Source organism: Desulfuromonas soudanensis (assembly GCF_001278055.1).
In the GTDB taxonomy this organism is placed as follows: domain Bacteria; phylum Desulfobacterota; class Desulfuromonadia; order Desulfuromonadales; family WTL; genus Deferrimonas; species Deferrimonas soudanensis.
In genome coordinates, this window is sequence record NZ_CP010802.1 from 1838746 (window position 1) to 1856534 (window position 17789).

Below are 17789 nucleotides of genomic sequence, written 5' to 3' on the forward strand. Positions count from 1 at the left end.
CTCCGATCGACTTTTTCCCTGAATCTTTATGCCGACTTTTGTGAGGAACGGATGAAAAACATTCTTGTCACCGGGGGCTGCGGTTTCATCGGCTCCAATTTTGTACGCCTGGCTCTTTTTGCCCTGCCGGAGTGCCGTCTGGTCAATCTCGACCTGCTGACCTATGCCGGCAATCCGAAGAACCTTTCCGATGTCGAAAACGATCCCCGCTACCGCTTCGTCAAGGGGGATATCTGCGACGCACCGCTGCTGGCGCAGATCTTCGCCGAAGAGGATATCGATACGGTGGTGCACTTCGCCGCCGAATCCCATGTGGACCGCAGCATTTCCGGGCCTGCGGAGTTCATCCGCACGAATATTACCGGCACCTTTACCCTCCTCGATGCCGCACGCCAGGCCTGGCTCGGCGGTGCCGAGAAGTCCGCCGGCTGCCGCTTTCTCCACGTCTCCACCGACGAGGTCTACGGCTCTCTCGGCGAGACAGGCTATTTCACCGAAACCACCCCCTACGATCCCCGCTCTCCCTACTCGGCGAGCAAGGCTTCGAGCGACCATCTGGTGAGCGCCTACTTTCACACCTACGGCCTGCCGGTGGTCACGACCAACTGCTCCAACAACTACGGCCCCTATCATTTCCCCGAAAAACTCATCCCGCTGATCATCAACAACGCCCTGAACGGCAAGGAGCTGCCGGTCTACGGCGACGGCAAGAACGTTCGCGACTGGCTCTACGTCGTCGACCACTGCGAGGCGATTCTCACCGTGTTGCGCAAGGGGCGCCTCGGGCAGACGTACAACATCGGCGGTAACAACGAAAAGCAGAACATCGAAATCGTCCACACCGTCTGCGACCTCCTCGATGCCAAGGTCGGACTCCTCCCGGGAGGAGAGCCGCGCCGCTCGCTGGTCCGGTTCGTCAAGGACCGTCCCGGGCACGACCGCCGCTACGCCATCGATGCCGCCAAGATCCGCGACGAACTCGGCTGGAGTCCGGCGGTGACCTTCGAGGCCGGGATCGAAAAGACCCTCGACTGGTACCTGGCCAATCCCGAATGGATCTCTGCGGTTATTGACGGATCCTATCAAGCGTATTACGAGAAGATGTATGGGGAGAGAGGCTGAGCATGACCGGACCTGCAAAGTGTCTCGCTCTGATCGGTGCCAAGGGAATGCTCGCCTCGATGGTTCTGGATACTGCTTCGGCCGACTTCGAGATCACCCCCTTCGACCTCCCCGAATTCGATCTCACCGACGCCTCCCTGGTGCAGAAGGTCATCGGCGAGCTTAAGCCCGACGTGATCATCAACTGCGCCGCCTTCACCGCCGTCGATGCCTGCGAGACCAACGAAGATCTGGCCAATAAGGTCAACGGCGAAGGTCCGGGAATTCTTGCCGCGGCCGCCCTCAAGGTCGGGGCGACGCTGGTGCATATCTCCACCGATTACGTCTTCGACGGCAAGCAGACGCGCCCCTACGCCGAGGAGGATAGACCCAACCCGTCCTCGGCCTACGGCCGCTCCAAGCTCCTCGGCGAGGAGGCGATTCGCAGCAGCGGGCTGAAGGAGTATTTCATTATCCGCACCAGCTGGCTCTACGGCCCCGGCGGCAAGAACTTCGTCGAGACCGTCGCCCGCCTCGCCGCCGAGCGCCAGGAGCTCCGGATCGTCGCCGACCAGTTCGGCACCCCGACCTACACCGGCGATTTGGCCGGCGCCATCTTCAATCTTCTCGATGCCGCGACGGTCGACCCGCCACCGGCGAACAGCCCCTACGGCCTCTACCATTTCTCCAACGAAGGGGAGTGCAGCTGGCATGACTTCGCCCTGGCCATCGTCGAAGAGTTGAAGGGGAGGGGGGCAACCGTTGTCGCCGAGGCGGTGCTGCCGATCCGCACCGAGGAATATCCTCTCCCGGCGCCGCGGCCGGCCTATTCGGTCTTCAGCAAGGAAAAGTACCGGAGGGTGACCGGGGCCACCGTTCCCCACTGGAAAGAGTCCCTTATTCGTTACTTCGACAGACGCTCCTCAGAGGTCTGAGCCATTTTTTTTAGCGAAAAATAAAGGATTGCAGTCATGAACGGAATTCGCAAAGGGATCGTCCTGGCCGGCGGCGCCGGCAGCCGCCTCTACCCCCTGACCCTGGTTGCCAGCAAGCAGCTGCAGCCGGTCTATGACAAGCCGATGATCTATTATCCCCTCTCGACGTTGATGATGGCGGGGATCGACGACATCCTCATCATCTCCACCCCCCACGATACCCCCCGGTTCGAGGCGCTCCTCGGCGACGGCAGCCGCTTCGGGATCAAGCTCTCCTACAAGGTGCAGGCCGAGCCCAAAGGGATCGCCCAGGCTTTTCTCGTCGGCGAAGAATTTATCGACGGCGACCCGGTCTGCCTGATCCTCGGCGACAACATCTTCTACGGCAAGATGGGGCTTGACCGCATTGCAGCCTCCTTTCAAGGGGGCGCCATGGTCTTCGGCTATCCGGTGCACGACCCCGAACGGTACGGTGTCGTCGAGTTCGACAAGGGGGGAAAGGTCCTCTCTATCGAAGAGAAACCTGCCCAGCCCAGATCTCATTACGCCGTCCCCGGCCTCTACCTCTACGACGGCAAGGTGGTGGAGATCACCAAGGCCCTCAAGCCTTCCCCTCGGGGCGAGCTGGAAATCACCGACGTCAATCTCGAATACCTGCGGCGCGGCGAACTGATGGTGGAAAAACTCGGCCGCGGAATCGCCTGGCTCGACACCGGGACCCACGAGAGCCTCCTGGAGGCGAGTCACTTCATCGGTACCCTCGAAGCCAGGCAGGGGCTGAAGATCGCCTGTCTCGAGGAGATCGCCTATCGCAAGGGCTTTCTCGACCGCGACCGCATGGAGGCGGTGATCGCCGACACGCCCAGGTCGGGATACCGCACCTATCTGGAAATGGTCGTTCGGGGAGAGTTCTGATGAAGGTGATCCCGACCGAAATTCCCGATGTGCTGATGATCGAGCCGAAGGTTTTCGGCGACGAACGGGGGTTCTTCTACGAGAGCTTCAACCAGCGCCAATGGCAGGAGGCGACGGGTCTGCAGACGACCTTCGTTCAGGACAATCACTCCCGCTCGGCCAAGGGGGTTTTGCGCGGACTGCACTACCAGATCAAACAGGCGCAGGGGAAGCTGGTGCGCTGTGTGGTGGGCGAAGTCTTCGATGTGGCCGTCGATCTCCGCCGCAAGTCGCCTACCTTCGGCAAGTGGGTGGGGATGATCCTTTCCGCAGAGAACAAGCGCCAGCTCTGGGTCCCTGAGGGGTTTGCCCACGGCTTTCTGGTGACTTCGGACTACGCCGAATTTTTGTACAAGACGACGGATTATTATGCGCCGGAGTTTGAGCGCTGCATCGCCTGGAACGATGAATCCCTGAACATTGAATGGCCCATCACGGACCCCCTCTTGTCGCAAAAAGACGGCTCCGCGGCAAACCTTGCCGGAGCCAGCCTCTTTGATTAAGGCTTGTCGGCAATTCTTTGTCCCGATGTTCTTCCCGGGCTCTGCCCTTTGCCATTGACACCCCGGCCGGGAACCATTACCCTCGCCGATTATCGCTGTTCGCTTGGATGGACCAGACTTTTTTGCTGGAGACCACATGATAAAAAGCATGACCGGCTATGGCAAGGGCCAGGCCAGTGCCGACGGGATTTGCCTCACCGTCGAGCTCAAATCGGTCAACCATCGCTACAATGACGTGACGGTCAAGTTACCCCGATCCCTCCTCCCCTTTGAGGCGGAAATCAAGAAGAAGGTCGCCGAACGGCTGCGGCGGGGGAAGATCGACGTCTTCATCAATCAGGAATTTGCCACCGCAAGCGCGACGGTCCCGGTTCTCAACCGTCCCCTGGCCGATGCCTATGTCCGCCTCTTTGAAGAGATGCGCAGTCACTATTCGCTCTCCGGAGAGATCCCTCTTGCCCTTCTCGTCGCCCAGAAGGACGTCATCCAGGTGACCGAAGGGACCGTTGCCGAGGAGCTGGTCCGGGGATGCCTCGACGAGGCCCTCCTTCGCGCTCTCGAGGCGATGGAGAAGATGCGTCTGGCCGAAGGGGATTCGACCCGTCTCGACATGGAGGAGCGTCTCTCGGCCATGGAGGAGTTTCTCGATCGGGTGGAGGAGCGGGCCCCGCAGGTCCCCCTCGAGTGGCAGGCAAAACTCCGTGAACGGCTCGCCCGGCTGCAGAAGGACCTGGAATTCGATCCCCAACGCCTCGCCCAGGAAATCGCCCTCTTTGCCGACCGCTGCGACATCAGCGAGGAGGTGGTGCGCTTCCGGAGCCATCTCAAGCAGCTTCGCGGGCTCTTCGCCGTACTGGAGCCGGTCGGGCGGCAGATGGACTTTCTTCTCCAGGAGCTCAACCGCGAAGTCAACACCATGGGTTCCAAATCCAATGACGCAGAACTCACTCGGCAGGTGGTGATCATCAAGTCCGAGCTGGAGAAGGTTCGCGAACAGGTCCAGAATGTGGAATAAGGATTAGGGGTCCGTCACCCGTTACCGATACGGCCATCCATGAATCGTGAAGGAATTATATTCGTAATATCAGCCCCTTCCGGGGCCGGCAAAACGTCGCTGTGCAAGGAAATTATTGACATTTTTCCGACCCTGCGGCATTCTGTCTCCTACACCACCCGGCCCATGCGCTCCGGGGAAAAAAACGGCATCGACTATCATTTCGTTTCCGATGAAATCTTCTCGGCGATGGTCGAAGGGGGCGATTTTGCCGAATGGGCCGAGGTCCACGGCAACCGCTACGGCACGGCGATTGCGACCCTGAAGGAGGCGGCCGCCGCCGGGCAGGATATCCTGCTCGACATCGATTGCCAGGGGGCGGCGCAACTGAAGAAAAACTGGCGGCAGGGGGTGTTCATCTTCGTCCTCCCGCCGAGCTTTGAAGAACTGCAGCGGCGCCTGCTCGGACGCAACACCGATTCCGCCGAGGTCATCGCCCGGCGCACCGCCAACGCCCGGGACGAGGTCCGCCAGGCGACCTGGTATGATTACCTGGTGATCAACGATGATTTCGCCCTCGCCCTCGAACAGCTCCGGGCCGTCATCGTCTCCGAAGGGATCCGCACCCCGCGGGTCCTCCCCACCGTCGCCGGGGCCTTTGGCCTTTAGCCTCCGGACGGGGCATTTTTTTATTTCAACGGATCTTTATTTTTTACCCCAGTGGAGAATGATAGTCATGGCACGTATTACCGTCGAAGATTGTCTAAAGCAGATCCCCAACCGGTTCCTTCTGGTCATGGTCGCTGCCAAGCGCTCCAAGCAGCTCTATAAGGGGGGGCAGTCCCTTATCGAAAATCGGGCAGCGAACAAGAAGATCGTTCTTGCTCTGCGCGAGATCGCCGCCGGAAAAGTCGACTACGAGATCCCGGTCAAAAAACGTTAGCCGGGACTGCCGCCACCTGCGCCGTCTCTTCCGTTCCTGCCGTAAGATATGCGCCCCAGTCCCTGTTTTCTCTTTCGGGCGTCCGAACCGATGCCGGCTATAATTTATATGGCCGGCATTGTTTTTGGCGCACTGATCCGGGTTGGTTTTCATGGTTCGCCTCGACGAAATTCTCGATAAAATCCTAGAGTACAACGCCAACGCCGACCTCGATGCGGTTCGCAAGGCCTATGTCTTCAGCGCCAAGGTGCATCAGGGGCAGACGCGCCTTTCCGGCGATGCCTATCTGACCCATCCCATGGAAGTCGCCCTGATCCTGACGAAGCTCAGGATGGACGTCCCCACCATCGTGACCGGACTCCTTCACGATACCCTTGAAGACACCCTGGCAACGCCTGAGGAGCTGCAGACCCTCTTCGGCACCGAGGTGGCCCAGCTCGTCGAGGGGGTCACCAAGATCGGCAAGATCACCTTTCGCACCAGCGAGGAACGCCAGGCCGAAAACTTCCGCAAGATGCTTCTGGCCATGGCCCGGGATATCCGGGTCATTCTCGTCAAACTGGCCGACCGTCTCCACAACATGCGGACTCTCGACTTTCAGTCTCCGGAGCGGCAGCTCGGCATCGCCCGGGAAACCCTCGACATCTATGCCCCCCTGGCCAACCGCATGGGGATCAGCTGGATCAAGTGCGAGCTCGAAGACCTTTCCTTCCGCTATCTCAACCCCAAAGAATACAATGAACTCTCCGCCAAGGTCATGCGCAAGAAGAAGGAACGCGAGCGCTACATCGAGGAGGTCATAACATTCATTCGCGGCAAGCTGGCCGAGCACGGAATCGAGGGGGATGTTTCCGGGCGCTCCAAGCACCTGTATTCGATCCATCGCAAGATGGAGCGACAGGGGGTCGATTTTGAGCAGGTCTTCGACCTGATCGCCTTCCGGGTCATGGTCAACAGTATCCGCGACTGCTACGGTGTCCTTGGGATGATCCATGCCGCCTGGAAACCGATCCCCGGTCGCTTCAAGGACTATATCGCCATGCCCAAGGCGAATATGTACCAGTCGCTGCATACCACGGTGATCGGGCCCTACGGCGAGCGGATGGAGGTGCAGATCCGCACCGAGGAGATGCATAGGGTGGCTGAGGAGGGGATCGCCGCGCACTGGAAATACAAGGAGGGGAAGGGCGACTCCGGGGTCAGCGGCCGGGACGACAAACGTTTCGGCTGGCTTCGTCAGCTTCTGGAATGGCAGCAGGAGCTCACGGATTCCAGGGAATTCATGGATTCGGTGAAGATCGATCTCTTCCCCGAGGAGGTCTACGTCTTCACCCCCAATGGTGACGTCAAGGAACTCCCCCGGGGCTCGAGTCCCATCGATTTTGCCTACAGCGTCCATACCGACGTCGGCCATCGCTGCGTCGGGGCGCGGGTGAACGGCAAACTCGTCCCCTTGAAGAGCGAACTGCACAACGGCGACATCGTCGAGGTCATGACCTCTCCCAACCAGGTGCCGAGCAAGGACTGGCTCAAATACGTTCGCACCTCCAAGGCGCGCAACAAAATCCGTCAGTGGGTCAAGACCGAACAGCGGGAAAAAAGCCTGCAGATGGGGCGGGACCTTTTCGAGAAGGAACTGCGCAAATACGGTTTCAGTATCAACCGCGCCCTGGCCTCTCCCGGGATGGCGGAGGCGGTGGCCGAGCTGGGTTTTCAGAAAGTCGATGACCTTCTCGCCGGTCTCGGTTACGGCAAGGTCTCTCTCGGCCAGGTGATCGCTCGAATCGTCCCCCAGGAGAAGCTGCACGGCGAACCGGCCAAGGCCGGGCGCATCGGCAAGGTTCTCGACAAAATCAGGAAAAAACCATCCAACGCCATCAAGATTCACGGCATCGAGGATATTCTGGTGCGTTACGCCAAATGCTGCAACCCTCTTCCCGGCGACCCGGTCCTCGGATTCATTACCCGCGGCCGCGGAGTCACGGTCCATACCGTCGATTGTCCCTACGTCCAGGAGGCCGATCCCGAACGGCGCGTCGAGGTGGAATGGGACATGAAGAAGAAGGCGTCACGTCCCGTCAAGATCCGTGTTCACTGTTATGACCAGAAGGGGATGCTGGCCGGGATCACCGGAGCCATCACCAACTGCGAAGCGAACATCATCAGCGCCACCGTCCTTTCCACCAAGGACCGCAAGGGGATAAACAATTTTGAGGTCGACGTTCAGGACCTCGACCACCTCAACCGCGTCATCAACGCCCTTCTTCAGGTCAAGGGGGTGTACAAGGTCGAACGCCTGCGCAACTAAAGGGGGCTTCGGATCCCGAGGGTGCTCGGGCGGATTCCCTCAGGAGAGAATCGAGGAGAAAGATATGGGGATGGAAAAGATTGAAACCGCAGGGGCTCCGAAAGCCATCGGGCCCTATTCCCAGGCGGTGAGGGCTGGAGACTATCTCTTTTTTTCGGGACAGATTCCCCTCGATCCGCGGAGCGGCGAGGTGGTTTCAGGGGGGATCGAGAGGCAGACCGAGCAGGTGATGGCTAACCTCGGTGCCGTGCTGCAGGCTGCGGGCCTGGAGTTTTCCCAGGTGGTCAAGACGACCATCTATTTGCAGGATCTCGGGGACTTTGCCGCAGTTAACGCCATCTACGGTCGCTTTTTCCCGGGGATCGCTCCGGCGCGGGCCACGGTGCAGGTTGCCGGTCTCCCCAAGGGAGTCGGTGTCGAAATCGAAGGAATTGCCTACGGCGGGTAGGGGAGGGGCGACTCGAACCGAACGCCTGGGACTGGGGTGGCGAGCAAAAAAAAGGGGGGACGAACCAGCCGGTTCGTCCCCCGTATCTTTTTGGGTCACTTGGCTCAGAGGGCCTTGGTTACGGCACCGGAACGGATACAGCGGGTGCAGACCTTGATGGAGCGCACGGTACCGTTTTTGAGGGCCTTGACTTTTTGAAGGTTGGGGAGCCAGACCTTCCGGGTTTTGTTATGTGCATGGCTGACATTGTTGCCGGTTGTCCGCCCTTTTCCGCAGATTTCACAGACTCTGGACATTTTCTTTGACCTCCTGGAAGTTTAGATCCGGATAGATATCATGGCTGCGGGGAAATTGCAACCATTTTTATGGCGGGACTGGTGCAGTCCCTCATTTGACGGGCTTTAATCGCCGATAAATCTGGCTGGCCGTGGAAAACCCCGCGAGGACCTCGCCGGTGGCGGCCAGGGACGGCAGAATCCCAGGGCCATGGCAAAGAAGGAGGTTGCCGCGCAGGCGCATGCCGTTGCGGGCGCCGAGGAACCGGGCCCCGCTCTTCTGCGGGCCGGCTTCCCCCGCGGCCTGAGGGTGCGCCGCCTGCAAGGTATATCGGCCAAAGGGGAAGAGCCGCGGCGACAGACGACGGACGATCTCCTTGACGCTGGCCTCGTCGGCGGCGTCGGCCTGCCAGGGGAGGTCGATGGAACAGTGGACCTGGGCCTCCCGCGCAGTCAGGGTCAGGCGCAGGGGGGGCGCCCCGGCAAGGATCACCCGCGGGGCGATGAGGGGAGAGACCAGGGAGTCGTCGAGAGCTGTGGAGAACTGGGTCCTCCGCCGGGGTGAGGCGGAGACCTTGTTTCGCAGCTTCTCCGGCAGCAGAGGGAGTGCCTCGGGACTTCCGAGAATGAAGTGATCGGCGCTGCAGCGCGCTCCGCTGCGCAGGATGGCGCTGCGCAGGGTCTTCCCGGCGAAATCGAGGGATTGCACCTGGGTCAGGTCCCCGATCTCGCCGTGAAACTGCTCATACCGGTGGCCGAGGAGATCGTCGAGGCCCGAAGGGGAGACGTCGCGGCTGCGAATGGCATTGCTCCACAGCAGGGCCCCTTCGGCGACGGAGAGCTCTTCCGGCGGGGTCATGGCCAGCCCGGCAAAGAGTGCGTTGAGGGCAGCCCCTGCGGGGTCGCCGGCAAAGGGGAGGAGGACCTCGCTCAGCGGGCGCATCATCCCCTTGGCCCTTAGACCCGAGAAGAGCCGCCGGGTGGTGAACTTGAGACGGCTGCCGACGCCGAAGAGGGGGAGCCCTCCGCTACGCCACAGCACCTTTTCCAACTCCTGGCCGAGAAGATCGAGTCTTGCCAGGGCGGAGAGAACGTCCCGATGGCTTGCGGGGAATTCCCGGCGCACTTCCTCTTCAAGGGGGGAAGAGCCGTTGATCTCGAGTCGGCTCTCTTCGGTAATGACCTGAAAGGGGGTGGGGGGGGTGAAGCAGGCCCTCCCGCCGAGACTCTCGAGGAGTTGTTCGAGGTGGAAGGACGACTGGAACCAGGGGTGACCGGAGGGCCGTTGTCCCTGCAGGGTAAGAACACGGCAGCCGCGTTTGGCGAGGATCACCCCGGCGATGCGCGAGGCAAGACAGTCACCGAGGATAATGACCTGGTAATGGTGTGAGGCCCCCGATCTCCCCGCCCCCGGGGAGGAGGTCGGCCTTGGCGGGCGCTGCCGGCTGGTGGTTCCTATGTCGGTTTTTTCCATGGGCTGTCAAGAACCTGGGTAAGGGAGGCGAGACCGGGCCGGGGGATCTTTGCTGTCAGGTCAGATATCGTCTTCGCTGCAGAGACTCAGGCCGTTTCGCTGCAGCAGGGCGCTGGTGACCCCCTGGCCGGCAATAATCGTCTCCTCGAGGTAGACCTGGTGCACTCCGCAGGAGGGGCTGCGTTCTTTGAAGAGCGCCAAGGTGGCGCCGCTGATCCGGGCAATCTTCAGGACCTCGGCTGCCCCGCGCAGGAAAGGGGCGTTCATTTCGTCCCCGACGCGATTGACCACCGTGCCTTTGCCGTCGAGAAGGTCCCGGCCGTCGCCTTTGGAAAAGAAGGTGGCCGGACGGGGGGTCGAAAGCCCCGCCAGTTGCTCGGGGCAGACGGGGATCGGTACCAGCCCTTGCGCCTTGAGAAAGTCGAGGACCTTCTGGTTGCATTTCGTTTGACCATCGTAGCGGGTGAGCAGGCCGAGGAGGCAGGCGCTCACCAGAATCGGCCGTGACATGATCCCTCCGGTGTTGCAGCTTCCGCTGATGGAGCCGCCGGCTAAAGGGGCGGGTGGACCAGGACTTCGCTGCCGGGGGGGAGGGGGGGCTCGATGCGGACCCGGCGGCCGTCGATGCGCAACCGTCCCTGGGCGAAGAGCTCAATGGCCCTCGGGTAGATGCGGTGTTCCTGCTCGAGGATTCTCGCCGAAAGGGACTCTTCGGTGTCGTCGTCGAGGATGGGAACGACCGCCTGAATGACGATCGGTCCGGTATCGACTCCGCCGTCGACGAAGTGGACGGTGGCTCCGGTGACGCGGGCGCCGTATTCGAGGGCTTTGCGCTGGACGTGCAGGCCGGGAAAGGCGGGGAGGAGCGCCGGATGAATGTTCATGATCCGGCCCGGGAAGGCATCGAGGAAGACGTCGGAGATCAGACGCATGAAGCCGGCGAGAACGATGAGTTCGACCCCGGCCTCGAGCAGGGCGGCGACGACGGCGCGGTCGAAATCCTCACGGGTGGGAAAGTTGCGGTGGTCGATGCACAGGGCGGGAATCCCGGCATTTCGGGCCCGCTGCAGGGCTCCGGAATCGGGTTTGTTGCTGATGACCACGGATATTTCCGCCGCCAGGGAGCCGTCCCGGCAGCGATCGATGATCGCTTGCAGGTTGGACCCTCCTCCCGATGCCAGGCATCCCAGCCGCAGTCTCTCCGTCACCGCTCCCCCTGTCACCGGCTCAGACCAACTCGACCTGTTCGTCGCTCTCGCCGCTCTTGACGATCTCGCCGATGAGGTAGGCCTTTTCATTGAGCCCGCCGAGGCGTCCCAGGATGTCGTCCGTATCTTTTTTGGGAACGACCAGGGTCATGCCGATGCCGTAATTGAAGGTGCGGTACATCTCCAGTTCATCGATATTGCCCCCCTGGCGGAGGAGTTCGAAAATCGGCAGTTTCGGCCAGCTGTCCTTGCGGATGATGGCACGGCAGTGCTTGGGGAGGACCCGGGGGAGATTTTCGACGATGCCGCCGCCGGTGATGTGGGCCATTCCCTTGACCTGGAAATCCCGCAGCAGGTTGAGAATCGTCTTGACGTAGATGCGTGTCGGGGTCATGAGTTCTTCCCCGAGGGGCTTTTCGAGTCCGGGAAGAACGGCGTCGATCCCCAGACCCATCCGCTCGAAAAAGACTTTCCGGGCCAGAGAGTAGCCGTTGGAATGAAGGCCGGTGGAGGCGAGGCCGATCACCTGGTCGCCGACGGTGATCGAGGAACCGTCGATGATTTTGCTGTCGTCCACCACCCCGACGGTGAATCCGGCGAGGTCGTATTCTCCTTCGCCGTACATCCCGGGCATTTCGGCCGTTTCTCCGCCGATCAGGGCGCAGCCGGCCTGGATGCAGCCGTCGGAGATCCCCTTGACGATCTGCACCGCTTTTTCCGGCGAGAGTTTGCCGGTGGCCAGGTAATCGAGGAAGAAGAGCGGCTCGGCCCCCTGGACGATGACGTCGTTGACGCACATGGCGACCAGATCGATCCCCACCGTGTCGTGCCTGTCCATCATGAAGGCGAGTTTGAGTTTGGTGCCGACGCCGTCGGTGGAAGAAACCAGAATCGGTTTCTTGTACTTGTCGGCGTGGAGGGAAAAGAGCCCGCCGAAACCGCCGATGTCGGTGAGGACCTCGGGGCGCGAGGTGGCCTTGACCAGCGGTTTGATCATCTGGACAAAACGATTGCCGGCATCAATGTCGACGCCGGCATCCTTATAAGTCACTTTATTGTCTGTCGCCAATGCCTTAAGCTCCTTGTGTCAAAGTCGCTAACTATTAAATCAATTGAGGCTGGTTTGTCAACGGCAAAGTCCCCCGGAAGGTGGTTTCCGCTATCCTTCTTTCTCTCCTGCGCCCTTCCTGGGCGGGGCCGTCTCCCCTCGGTCTCCTGCCGGGGCGACTACCGGCGGGCGGGACCGCCGTCCGGGCCGTTTATCCCTTTACAGACCAGGGGTGGCTGTCATATCCTGTGAACCGTTTTCAGGCATTCCTTTGATTTTTCTTCCTCCTTTGGCGGGGATTCCGAGGCCGGCGGCGCCCTTCATGGATAACCCTTTAAATTCCATTCTTATCCGCCCGATGGAGAGGACCGACCTCTCCGAGGTGGTGGCGATCGAAGCTCTTTGTCACGACCACCCCTGGTCCGAGGCCCTCTTCCTTCGCGAACTGGAAAACCCCGTCGCCCGCATCGACATCGGGGAACTGGGCGGCAGTATCGCCGGTTTCCTCTGCTCCTGGACGGTTGCCGACGAAGTGGAAATCCACGATGTGGTCACCGCACCTGCTTTTCGTCGACAGGGAGTGGCGGTCGCCCTGCTCCGGCATCTTCTTGCCCGGGGGCGCGGTGAGGGGGCCGAACGAGTCGTTCTTGAGGTCCGGGTCGGCAACGTCTCCGCCATCGCCCTCTACAGCCGCTTCGGATTCAGGGGGACCGGGAGGCGGAAGGGATATTATTCAGATGGTGAGGATGCCCTGCTGATGGAGTTGTCACTCCTGACCGATTCCGCCGCCACAGGACCCCGCTGAACCGCACCTGGCGCCGCTGTCCCCAGGGAACCGGCGGAAAAAACCTGCCATAGTCCAGACTCTGATACCCATGCGATTCAACCTGGAGCCCGTTGCATGAAAAACTACAAAACCATCGTTCTTGCCAACCAGGAGATTACTTCCGGCACCTTCCGGATGCGTATTCTCACGCCGGGTTTTGCCGGCACCGTTACCCCCGGGCAGTTCGTCATGCTGCGTCCGGCGCTGGCACTGCCGACCTTGCTCCGCCGCCCCTTCGGCATCTTTCGCGTCGGCTGTCTGCCGGCCGAATGCGACGGCCTGCCGGCACGGGAGTACCTGGAGATCCTTTACAAGGTGGTGGGGGAGGGGACGCGCATCCTCAGCGAACTCCACCAGGGGGACCGGGTGGAACTCCTCGGTCCCCTGGGGAAGGGTTTCGATCTCGGCGTGCCGGGACGGGAGAAGATTCTGGTCGGTGGCGGCATCGGCCTGGTCCCCCTCTTCATGCTCGGCGAGGCCCTGATCTCCCGCGGAGACCGGGTCCGGCTGCTGATGGGGGGACGAGGTCGCGACGATATCCTCGCCGTGACCGAGTTCGAGCGTTCGGGGGTCGAAACCTACGTTTCCACCGATGACGGCACCCTCGGCGAGGAGGGATTCGTTACCCGGGTCCTGGAGCGCAAGCTCGGCAAATATCCCGAAGCCGAAGTCTTTGCCTGCGGACCGATGCCGATGCTCTCGGCGGTGGAGAAGATCTGCCGCGGCCGCGGCGTGCCCCTGCAGGTCTCTCTGGAGGCCCACATGGCCTGCGGCGTCGGCGCCTGCCTCGGCTGCGTCGTCAAGGGGGTCGGCCACAGCGAGACCCGACCCCGTTATCTCTGCACCTGCAAGGCCGGGCCGGTCTTCGACTCCAGTGATCTCGACTGGGGGAAAGCCGCGGTTTCAAAAGGTTCCTGTGCCGAGGGAGGGTGCAAGTGATGTCCTGTCAGGAGAAGAAGACCATGAACGTCGTCCGTCCCAGCCTCGCCGTCGAGATCGCCGGAATCAGAATGAAAAACCCGGTCATGCCCGCCTCGGGAACCTTCGGCTACGGCGAGGAATACGCCCCCTATTTCGATCTCGGCCGTCTCGGCGCCATCGTCACCAAGGGGCTCTCCCTGAATCCCAAGGCCGGCAATCCGACGCCGCGCATCGCCGAGACCACCAGCGGTATGCTCAACGCCATCGGGTTGCAGAACGTGGGGATAGAGGCCTTTCTCGCCGACAAGGTCGCCTATTACCAGAACTTCGACGTTCCGGTGATCGCCAATTTCTTCGGCAACACCCTCGAGGAATACGGCGAGGTGGCTCGGCGCCTCTCCGACATCCCGGAAATTTCCGCCGTCGAGCTCAATATCTCCTGCCCCAACGTCAAGCAGGGGGGGATCGTCTTCGGCACCGATCCGAGAGCCGCCGCCCAAGTGGTGGCCCTGGTGCGCAAGTCCCTCAACAAGCCGCTGATCGTCAAGCTCACCCCCAACGTCACCGACATCACCGTCATCGCCCGCGCCGCCGAAGAAGCCGGGGCCGACGCCATCAGCTGCATCAATACCCTCACCGGCATGGCCATCGACGTCAGGACCCGCAGACCGAAAATCGCCAACCGCACCGGCGGTCTCTCCGGCCCCGCCATCCGCCCGGTGGCGGTGCGCATGGTTCATCAGGTGGTGCAGGCGGTGAAAATACCGGTCATCGGCATCGGCGGCATCACCTGCGCCCGGGACGCCCTGGAGTTTCTCATCGTCGGTGCCAGGGCGGTGCAGGTCGGCACCGCCAACTTCATCGATCCCGGGGTCATGCCGGATATCATCGACGGACTCGAGGCCTTCTGTCTTGAGGAGGGGATCGCCGACATCAACGACCTGATCGGATCGTTGCAGCTGTAGGGCGGTGACGGGTGACGGGATAAAATAGAAACAGGATTTTTAGCCACCAAGACACGGAGGCACCAAGAAAATCCCCAAAAACGCTCGGTCTCCTTGGTGTCTTGGTGCCTTGGTGGCAAATTTTGCCTTTTGAAACAAAGTCAAATTCAAGTGACTCAAGAGCCGTTGCCGCCTATGGACGTGATCACCACCCACATCAATGCCGATTTCGACTGTCTCGGAGCGATGGTCGCCGCTCGCAGGCTCTATCCCGATGCCAAGATGATCTTTGCCGGCGCCCAGGAGCGGAGTCTGCGCGAGTTTTTTCTGAAAAACCCCGAACAGGCAGCTCTTTTCAGTCGGGTCCGGGACATCGACCTTGAGGCCGTCACCCTCCTGATTCTGGTCGACGTGCGGCAGTCGGAACGCATCGGTCCCTTTGCCGCCGTGGCGCACCGTCCCGGGGTCGAGGTGCACATCTACGATCATCATCCCGCCGGCAACGCCGACCTTCACGGGGAGCGGGAGGTCATTGAACCTGTCGGTTCGACGGTGACCGTTCTGTTGAAAATCTTCATGGAGCAGGGGATCGACCCGACCCCCGAAGAGGCGACCATGATGATGCTCGGCCTCTATGAAGACACCGGTAATCTCCTCTTCAGTTCCACGACCCTCGACGACTACAGGGCCGCCATCTTCCTCTTTTCCCACGGCGCCGACCTCAACACCGTTTCCGACTCCCTGGTCCAGGAACTCAATGCCGAACAGGTGGCTCTCCTCCATGAGCTGATTACCTCCCGCACCGTCCTGACCGTCAGCGGCATTGAGATCTCCGTCGCCCATGCCACCGTGGATCATTTTGTCGGCGACCTGGCTCTTTTGGCGCACAAGCTCAAGGACATGGAGAATCTCAGCGCCCTGCTGGTCGTGGTGCGCATGGGGGATCGCATCTTCATGGTCGGGCGCTCGCGGATTCCGGAAGTTCATGTGGGGGAAATCCTCAGCGAGTTCGGCGGCGGCGGCCACGCCTTCGCCGCTTCCGGCACCTGTCGGGACATGACCCTGGTGCAGGTCCTCGAACGGATTCCGCAGATCCTTCGGGAGCGCGTTCAGCCCCGCTGGGAAGCACGGCACCTGATGTCGAGCCCGGTGAAGAGCATCGCAGGGGGAGCCAGCCTCAGGGAGGCCCGGGAGCTGATGACCCGCTACAATCTCAACGCCCTGCCGGTCATGGACGGTTCGGAGGTCGCCGGCGTCATCACCCGGCAGGTGGCTGACAAGGCCGCCCACCACGGCCTCGCCGAGGTTGCGGTGAGCGAATACATGAGCGGGGAATTCGCCAGCGCTTCCCCCTCGACCCCCATCGAGACCCTGCAGGAGCTGATTGTCGACCGCAACCAGCGCCTGGTTCCGGTCTTCGGCGAAGGGAAACTCCTCGGGGTCATCACCCGCACCGACCTGTTGCGCCACATGGTTTCCGGCGCCCGCGCCCTGCGTCACCCCGGAGTCGAGGACCTTGCGGCCAGCGGGTCCGCCCTTAAAAAACGTCAGGTCTCCCGTCTGGTTCGCGAACGTCTGCCGGCGTCCATCCGCGAGCTGCTGGCGGGAATGGGGGAGGTGGGAGATGCACAGAACGTCCCGATCTTCGCCGTCGGAGGTTTTGTCCGCGATCTGCTTCTGGGGAAGGAAAACCTCGATATCGACCTCGTCATCGAGGGGGACGGCATCGCCTTCGCCCGGGAGTATTGCCGGCGTCATCCCTGCCGGGTGCGCACCCACGCCAAATTCGGCACCGCCGTTATCATCTTCCCCGACGGCTTCAAGGTCGACATTGCCTCGGCCCGCATGGAGTACTACCATGAGCCGGGAGCGCTCCCCAACGTCGAGCATGCCTCCATCAAGCTCGATCTCTACCGGCGGGACTTCACCATCAACACCCTGGCCCTGGCGCTCAACGGCCCGGAAAAGGGGGCCCTTCTCGATTTCTTCGGCGCTCAGCGGGACTTGCAGGACAAAGTCCTGCGGGTCCTGCACAATCTCAGCTTCGTCGAAGATTCAACCCGGGTCTTTCGTGCCATCCGCTTCGAGCAGCGCCTCGGGTTTCATATCGGCCTTCAGACCGAACAACTGCTGCGCAGCGCCCTGCGCATGGGATTCGTCGAGAAGGTCGGCGGGCCGCGTCTCTTCAACGAACTGGCACAGATCCTCAAGGAATCCAATCCCCTCCCGGCGGTGGAGCGAATGGCCGAGCTGGGGCTGTTGCCGTACATCCATTCCCGGCTGACTCTCCCTCCCCGCGTCAAGTCCCTCTTCGCGGAGGCAAGTCGGGCCATTCACTGGTATGAGCTCCTCTACACCGGCGAGCCCTGTCAGGGTTGGCTGGTCTATTTTCTCTGCCTGACCTCCGGGCTCGACGAGGAGTCCCTGGAGGAACTTAACCGGCGCCTGGGAATCCCTTCTCGCCATGGGGTGATCCTTGGTGAACAGCGCAGGGAGGTGCACCGGCTGCAGCGGTTTTTCGAACGACGCTGGGGGCGAGGCCGGCCGCTGCGTCCCGTCGAACTCCACGCCCGGCTCTCCCCTCTGGCAACCGAAGCCCTCCTCTATCTCATGGCCCGTGTCGACAACGACGAAGTCCGGAGCTGGGTCTCCTATTTTTATACGGCGCTGCGCAAAGCCGCACCCCTTCTTAGCGGCGACGAACTCAAGGCGCTGGGGATCCCGCCGGGCCCCCTGTACAAGAAAATTCTCAAGACCCTCCTTGATGCCCGGCTCAATGGCAAGGTGGCCAGTCGTGAGGACGAGATCGTCCTGGTGAAAAAGCGCTTTTTGAAACCCTGACTCTTCTCCTCTCAGGGAGCGGGAGAAGCCCATTCATTGACTTGCTGCCGGTCATCTGCTAATTAA

18 protein-coding genes are annotated in these 17789 nt (G+C 61.4%); 13 read left to right on the top strand and 5 right to left on the bottom strand.

Annotated features, from left to right (window positions below; translation table 11 throughout):
• The first annotated feature begins 51 nt into the window (after positions 1 to 51).
• The 9 genes from rfbB to DSOUD_RS08275 all read left to right on the top strand — a co-directional run bounded on the left by rfbB (position 52) and on the right by DSOUD_RS08275 (position 8186).
• On the top strand, positions 52 to 1122 hold the full coding sequence (rfbB, locus tag DSOUD_RS08235) for a dTDP-glucose 4,6-dehydratase (protein WP_053550562.1): 1071 nt from the start codon (positions 52 to 54) through the stop codon (positions 1120 to 1122).
• Between the two features lie 2 nt (positions 1123 to 1124).
• Positions 1125 to 2036, top strand: a complete 912-nt coding sequence (rfbD, locus tag DSOUD_RS08240; protein ID WP_053550563.1) for a dTDP-4-dehydrorhamnose reductase — start codon at positions 1125 to 1127, stop codon at positions 2034 to 2036.
• Between the two features lie 36 nt (positions 2037 to 2072).
• A complete protein-coding gene (rfbA, locus tag DSOUD_RS08245) occupies positions 2073 to 2951 on the top strand; it encodes a glucose-1-phosphate thymidylyltransferase RfbA (RefSeq protein WP_053550564.1) in 879 nt (292 codons plus the stop codon).
• Positions 2951 to 3493: a dTDP-4-dehydrorhamnose 3,5-epimerase gene (gene rfbC / locus DSOUD_RS08250; protein ID WP_053550565.1), complete on the top strand. Its 543-nt coding sequence runs from the start codon at positions 2951 to 2953 to the stop codon at positions 3491 to 3493. The genes rfbA and rfbC overlap by 1 nt, the downstream gene beginning before the upstream one ends.
• Before the next feature lie 136 nt (positions 3494 to 3629).
• Positions 3630 to 4508: a YicC/YloC family endoribonuclease gene (locus DSOUD_RS08255; RefSeq protein WP_053550566.1), complete on the top strand. Its 879-nt coding sequence runs from the start codon at positions 3630 to 3632 to the stop codon at positions 4506 to 4508.
• A 39-nt stretch (positions 4509 to 4547) separates the two neighbouring features.
• Positions 4548 to 5156, top strand: a complete 609-nt coding sequence (gmk, locus tag DSOUD_RS08260; protein WP_053550567.1) for a guanylate kinase — start codon at positions 4548 to 4550, stop codon at positions 5154 to 5156.
• A gap of 67 nt (positions 5157 to 5223) precedes the next feature.
• Positions 5224 to 5430 carry a DNA-directed RNA polymerase subunit omega gene (gene rpoZ, locus DSOUD_RS08265; protein WP_053550568.1) on the top strand — a complete coding sequence of 69 codons (207 nt, stop codon included), beginning with the start codon at positions 5224 to 5226 and terminating at the stop codon, positions 5428 to 5430.
• 151 nt (positions 5431 to 5581) lie between these two features.
• Positions 5582 to 7738, top strand: a complete 2157-nt coding sequence (locus DSOUD_RS08270; RefSeq protein WP_053550569.1) for a RelA/SpoT family protein — start codon at positions 5582 to 5584, stop codon at positions 7736 to 7738.
• 64 nt (positions 7739 to 7802) lie between these two features.
• Complete coding sequence (locus DSOUD_RS08275) at positions 7803 to 8186, top strand: RidA family protein (RefSeq protein ID WP_053550570.1); 384 nt, start codon at positions 7803 to 7805, stop codon at positions 8184 to 8186.
• 104 nt (positions 8187 to 8290) lie between these two features.
• Here the strand turns inward: DSOUD_RS08275 and rpmB are convergent, their stop codons facing one another.
• From rpmB to purM, 5 genes are all read right to left on the bottom strand, one after another.
• Entirely contained in the window at positions 8291 to 8482 is a 192-nt protein-coding gene (gene rpmB, locus DSOUD_RS08280; protein ID WP_053550571.1) for a 50S ribosomal protein L28, read from the bottom strand.
• Positions 8483 to 8573: 91 nt separating this feature from the next.
• Positions 8574 to 9935, bottom strand: coding sequence for a hypothetical protein (locus tag DSOUD_RS08285; RefSeq protein WP_053550572.1), 1362 nt, complete (start codon positions 9933 to 9935; stop codon positions 8574 to 8576).
• A 60-nt stretch (positions 9936 to 9995) separates the two neighbouring features.
• On the bottom strand, positions 9996 to 10445 hold the full coding sequence (locus DSOUD_RS08290; RefSeq protein WP_053550573.1) for a 2-thiouracil desulfurase family protein: 450 nt from the start codon (positions 10443 to 10445) through the stop codon (positions 9996 to 9998).
• 41 nt (positions 10446 to 10486) lie between these two features.
• Entirely contained in the window at positions 10487 to 11143 is a 657-nt protein-coding gene (gene purN / locus DSOUD_RS08295; RefSeq protein ID WP_053550574.1) for a phosphoribosylglycinamide formyltransferase, read from the bottom strand.
• Between the two features lie 19 nt (positions 11144 to 11162).
• Positions 11163 to 12212: a phosphoribosylformylglycinamidine cyclo-ligase gene (purM, locus tag DSOUD_RS08300; RefSeq protein WP_053550575.1), complete on the bottom strand. Its 1050-nt coding sequence runs from the start codon at positions 12210 to 12212 to the stop codon at positions 11163 to 11165.
• Positions 12213 to 12513: 301 nt separating this feature from the next.
• On the opposite strand from purM, the gene rimI reads away from it, so the two are divergent.
• From rimI to DSOUD_RS08320, 4 genes are all read left to right on the top strand, one after another.
• Positions 12514 to 12996 carry a ribosomal protein S18-alanine N-acetyltransferase gene (rimI, locus tag DSOUD_RS08305; RefSeq protein WP_082351159.1) on the top strand — a complete coding sequence of 161 codons (483 nt, stop codon included), beginning with the start codon at positions 12514 to 12516 and terminating at the stop codon, positions 12994 to 12996.
• Positions 12997 to 13092: 96 nt separating this feature from the next.
• Positions 13093 to 13956, top strand: a complete 864-nt coding sequence (locus tag DSOUD_RS08310; protein ID WP_053550577.1) for a dihydroorotate dehydrogenase electron transfer subunit — start codon at positions 13093 to 13095, stop codon at positions 13954 to 13956.
• Positions 13957 to 13979: 23 nt separating this feature from the next.
• Entirely contained in the window at positions 13980 to 14903 is a 924-nt protein-coding gene (locus DSOUD_RS08315) for a dihydroorotate dehydrogenase (RefSeq protein ID WP_053552337.1), read from the top strand.
• Positions 14904 to 15077: 174 nt separating this feature from the next.
• Entirely contained in the window at positions 15078 to 17723 is a 2646-nt protein-coding gene (locus DSOUD_RS08320) for a CBS domain-containing protein (protein ID WP_053550578.1), read from the top strand.
• Positions 17724 to 17789: the final 66 nt, after the last annotated feature.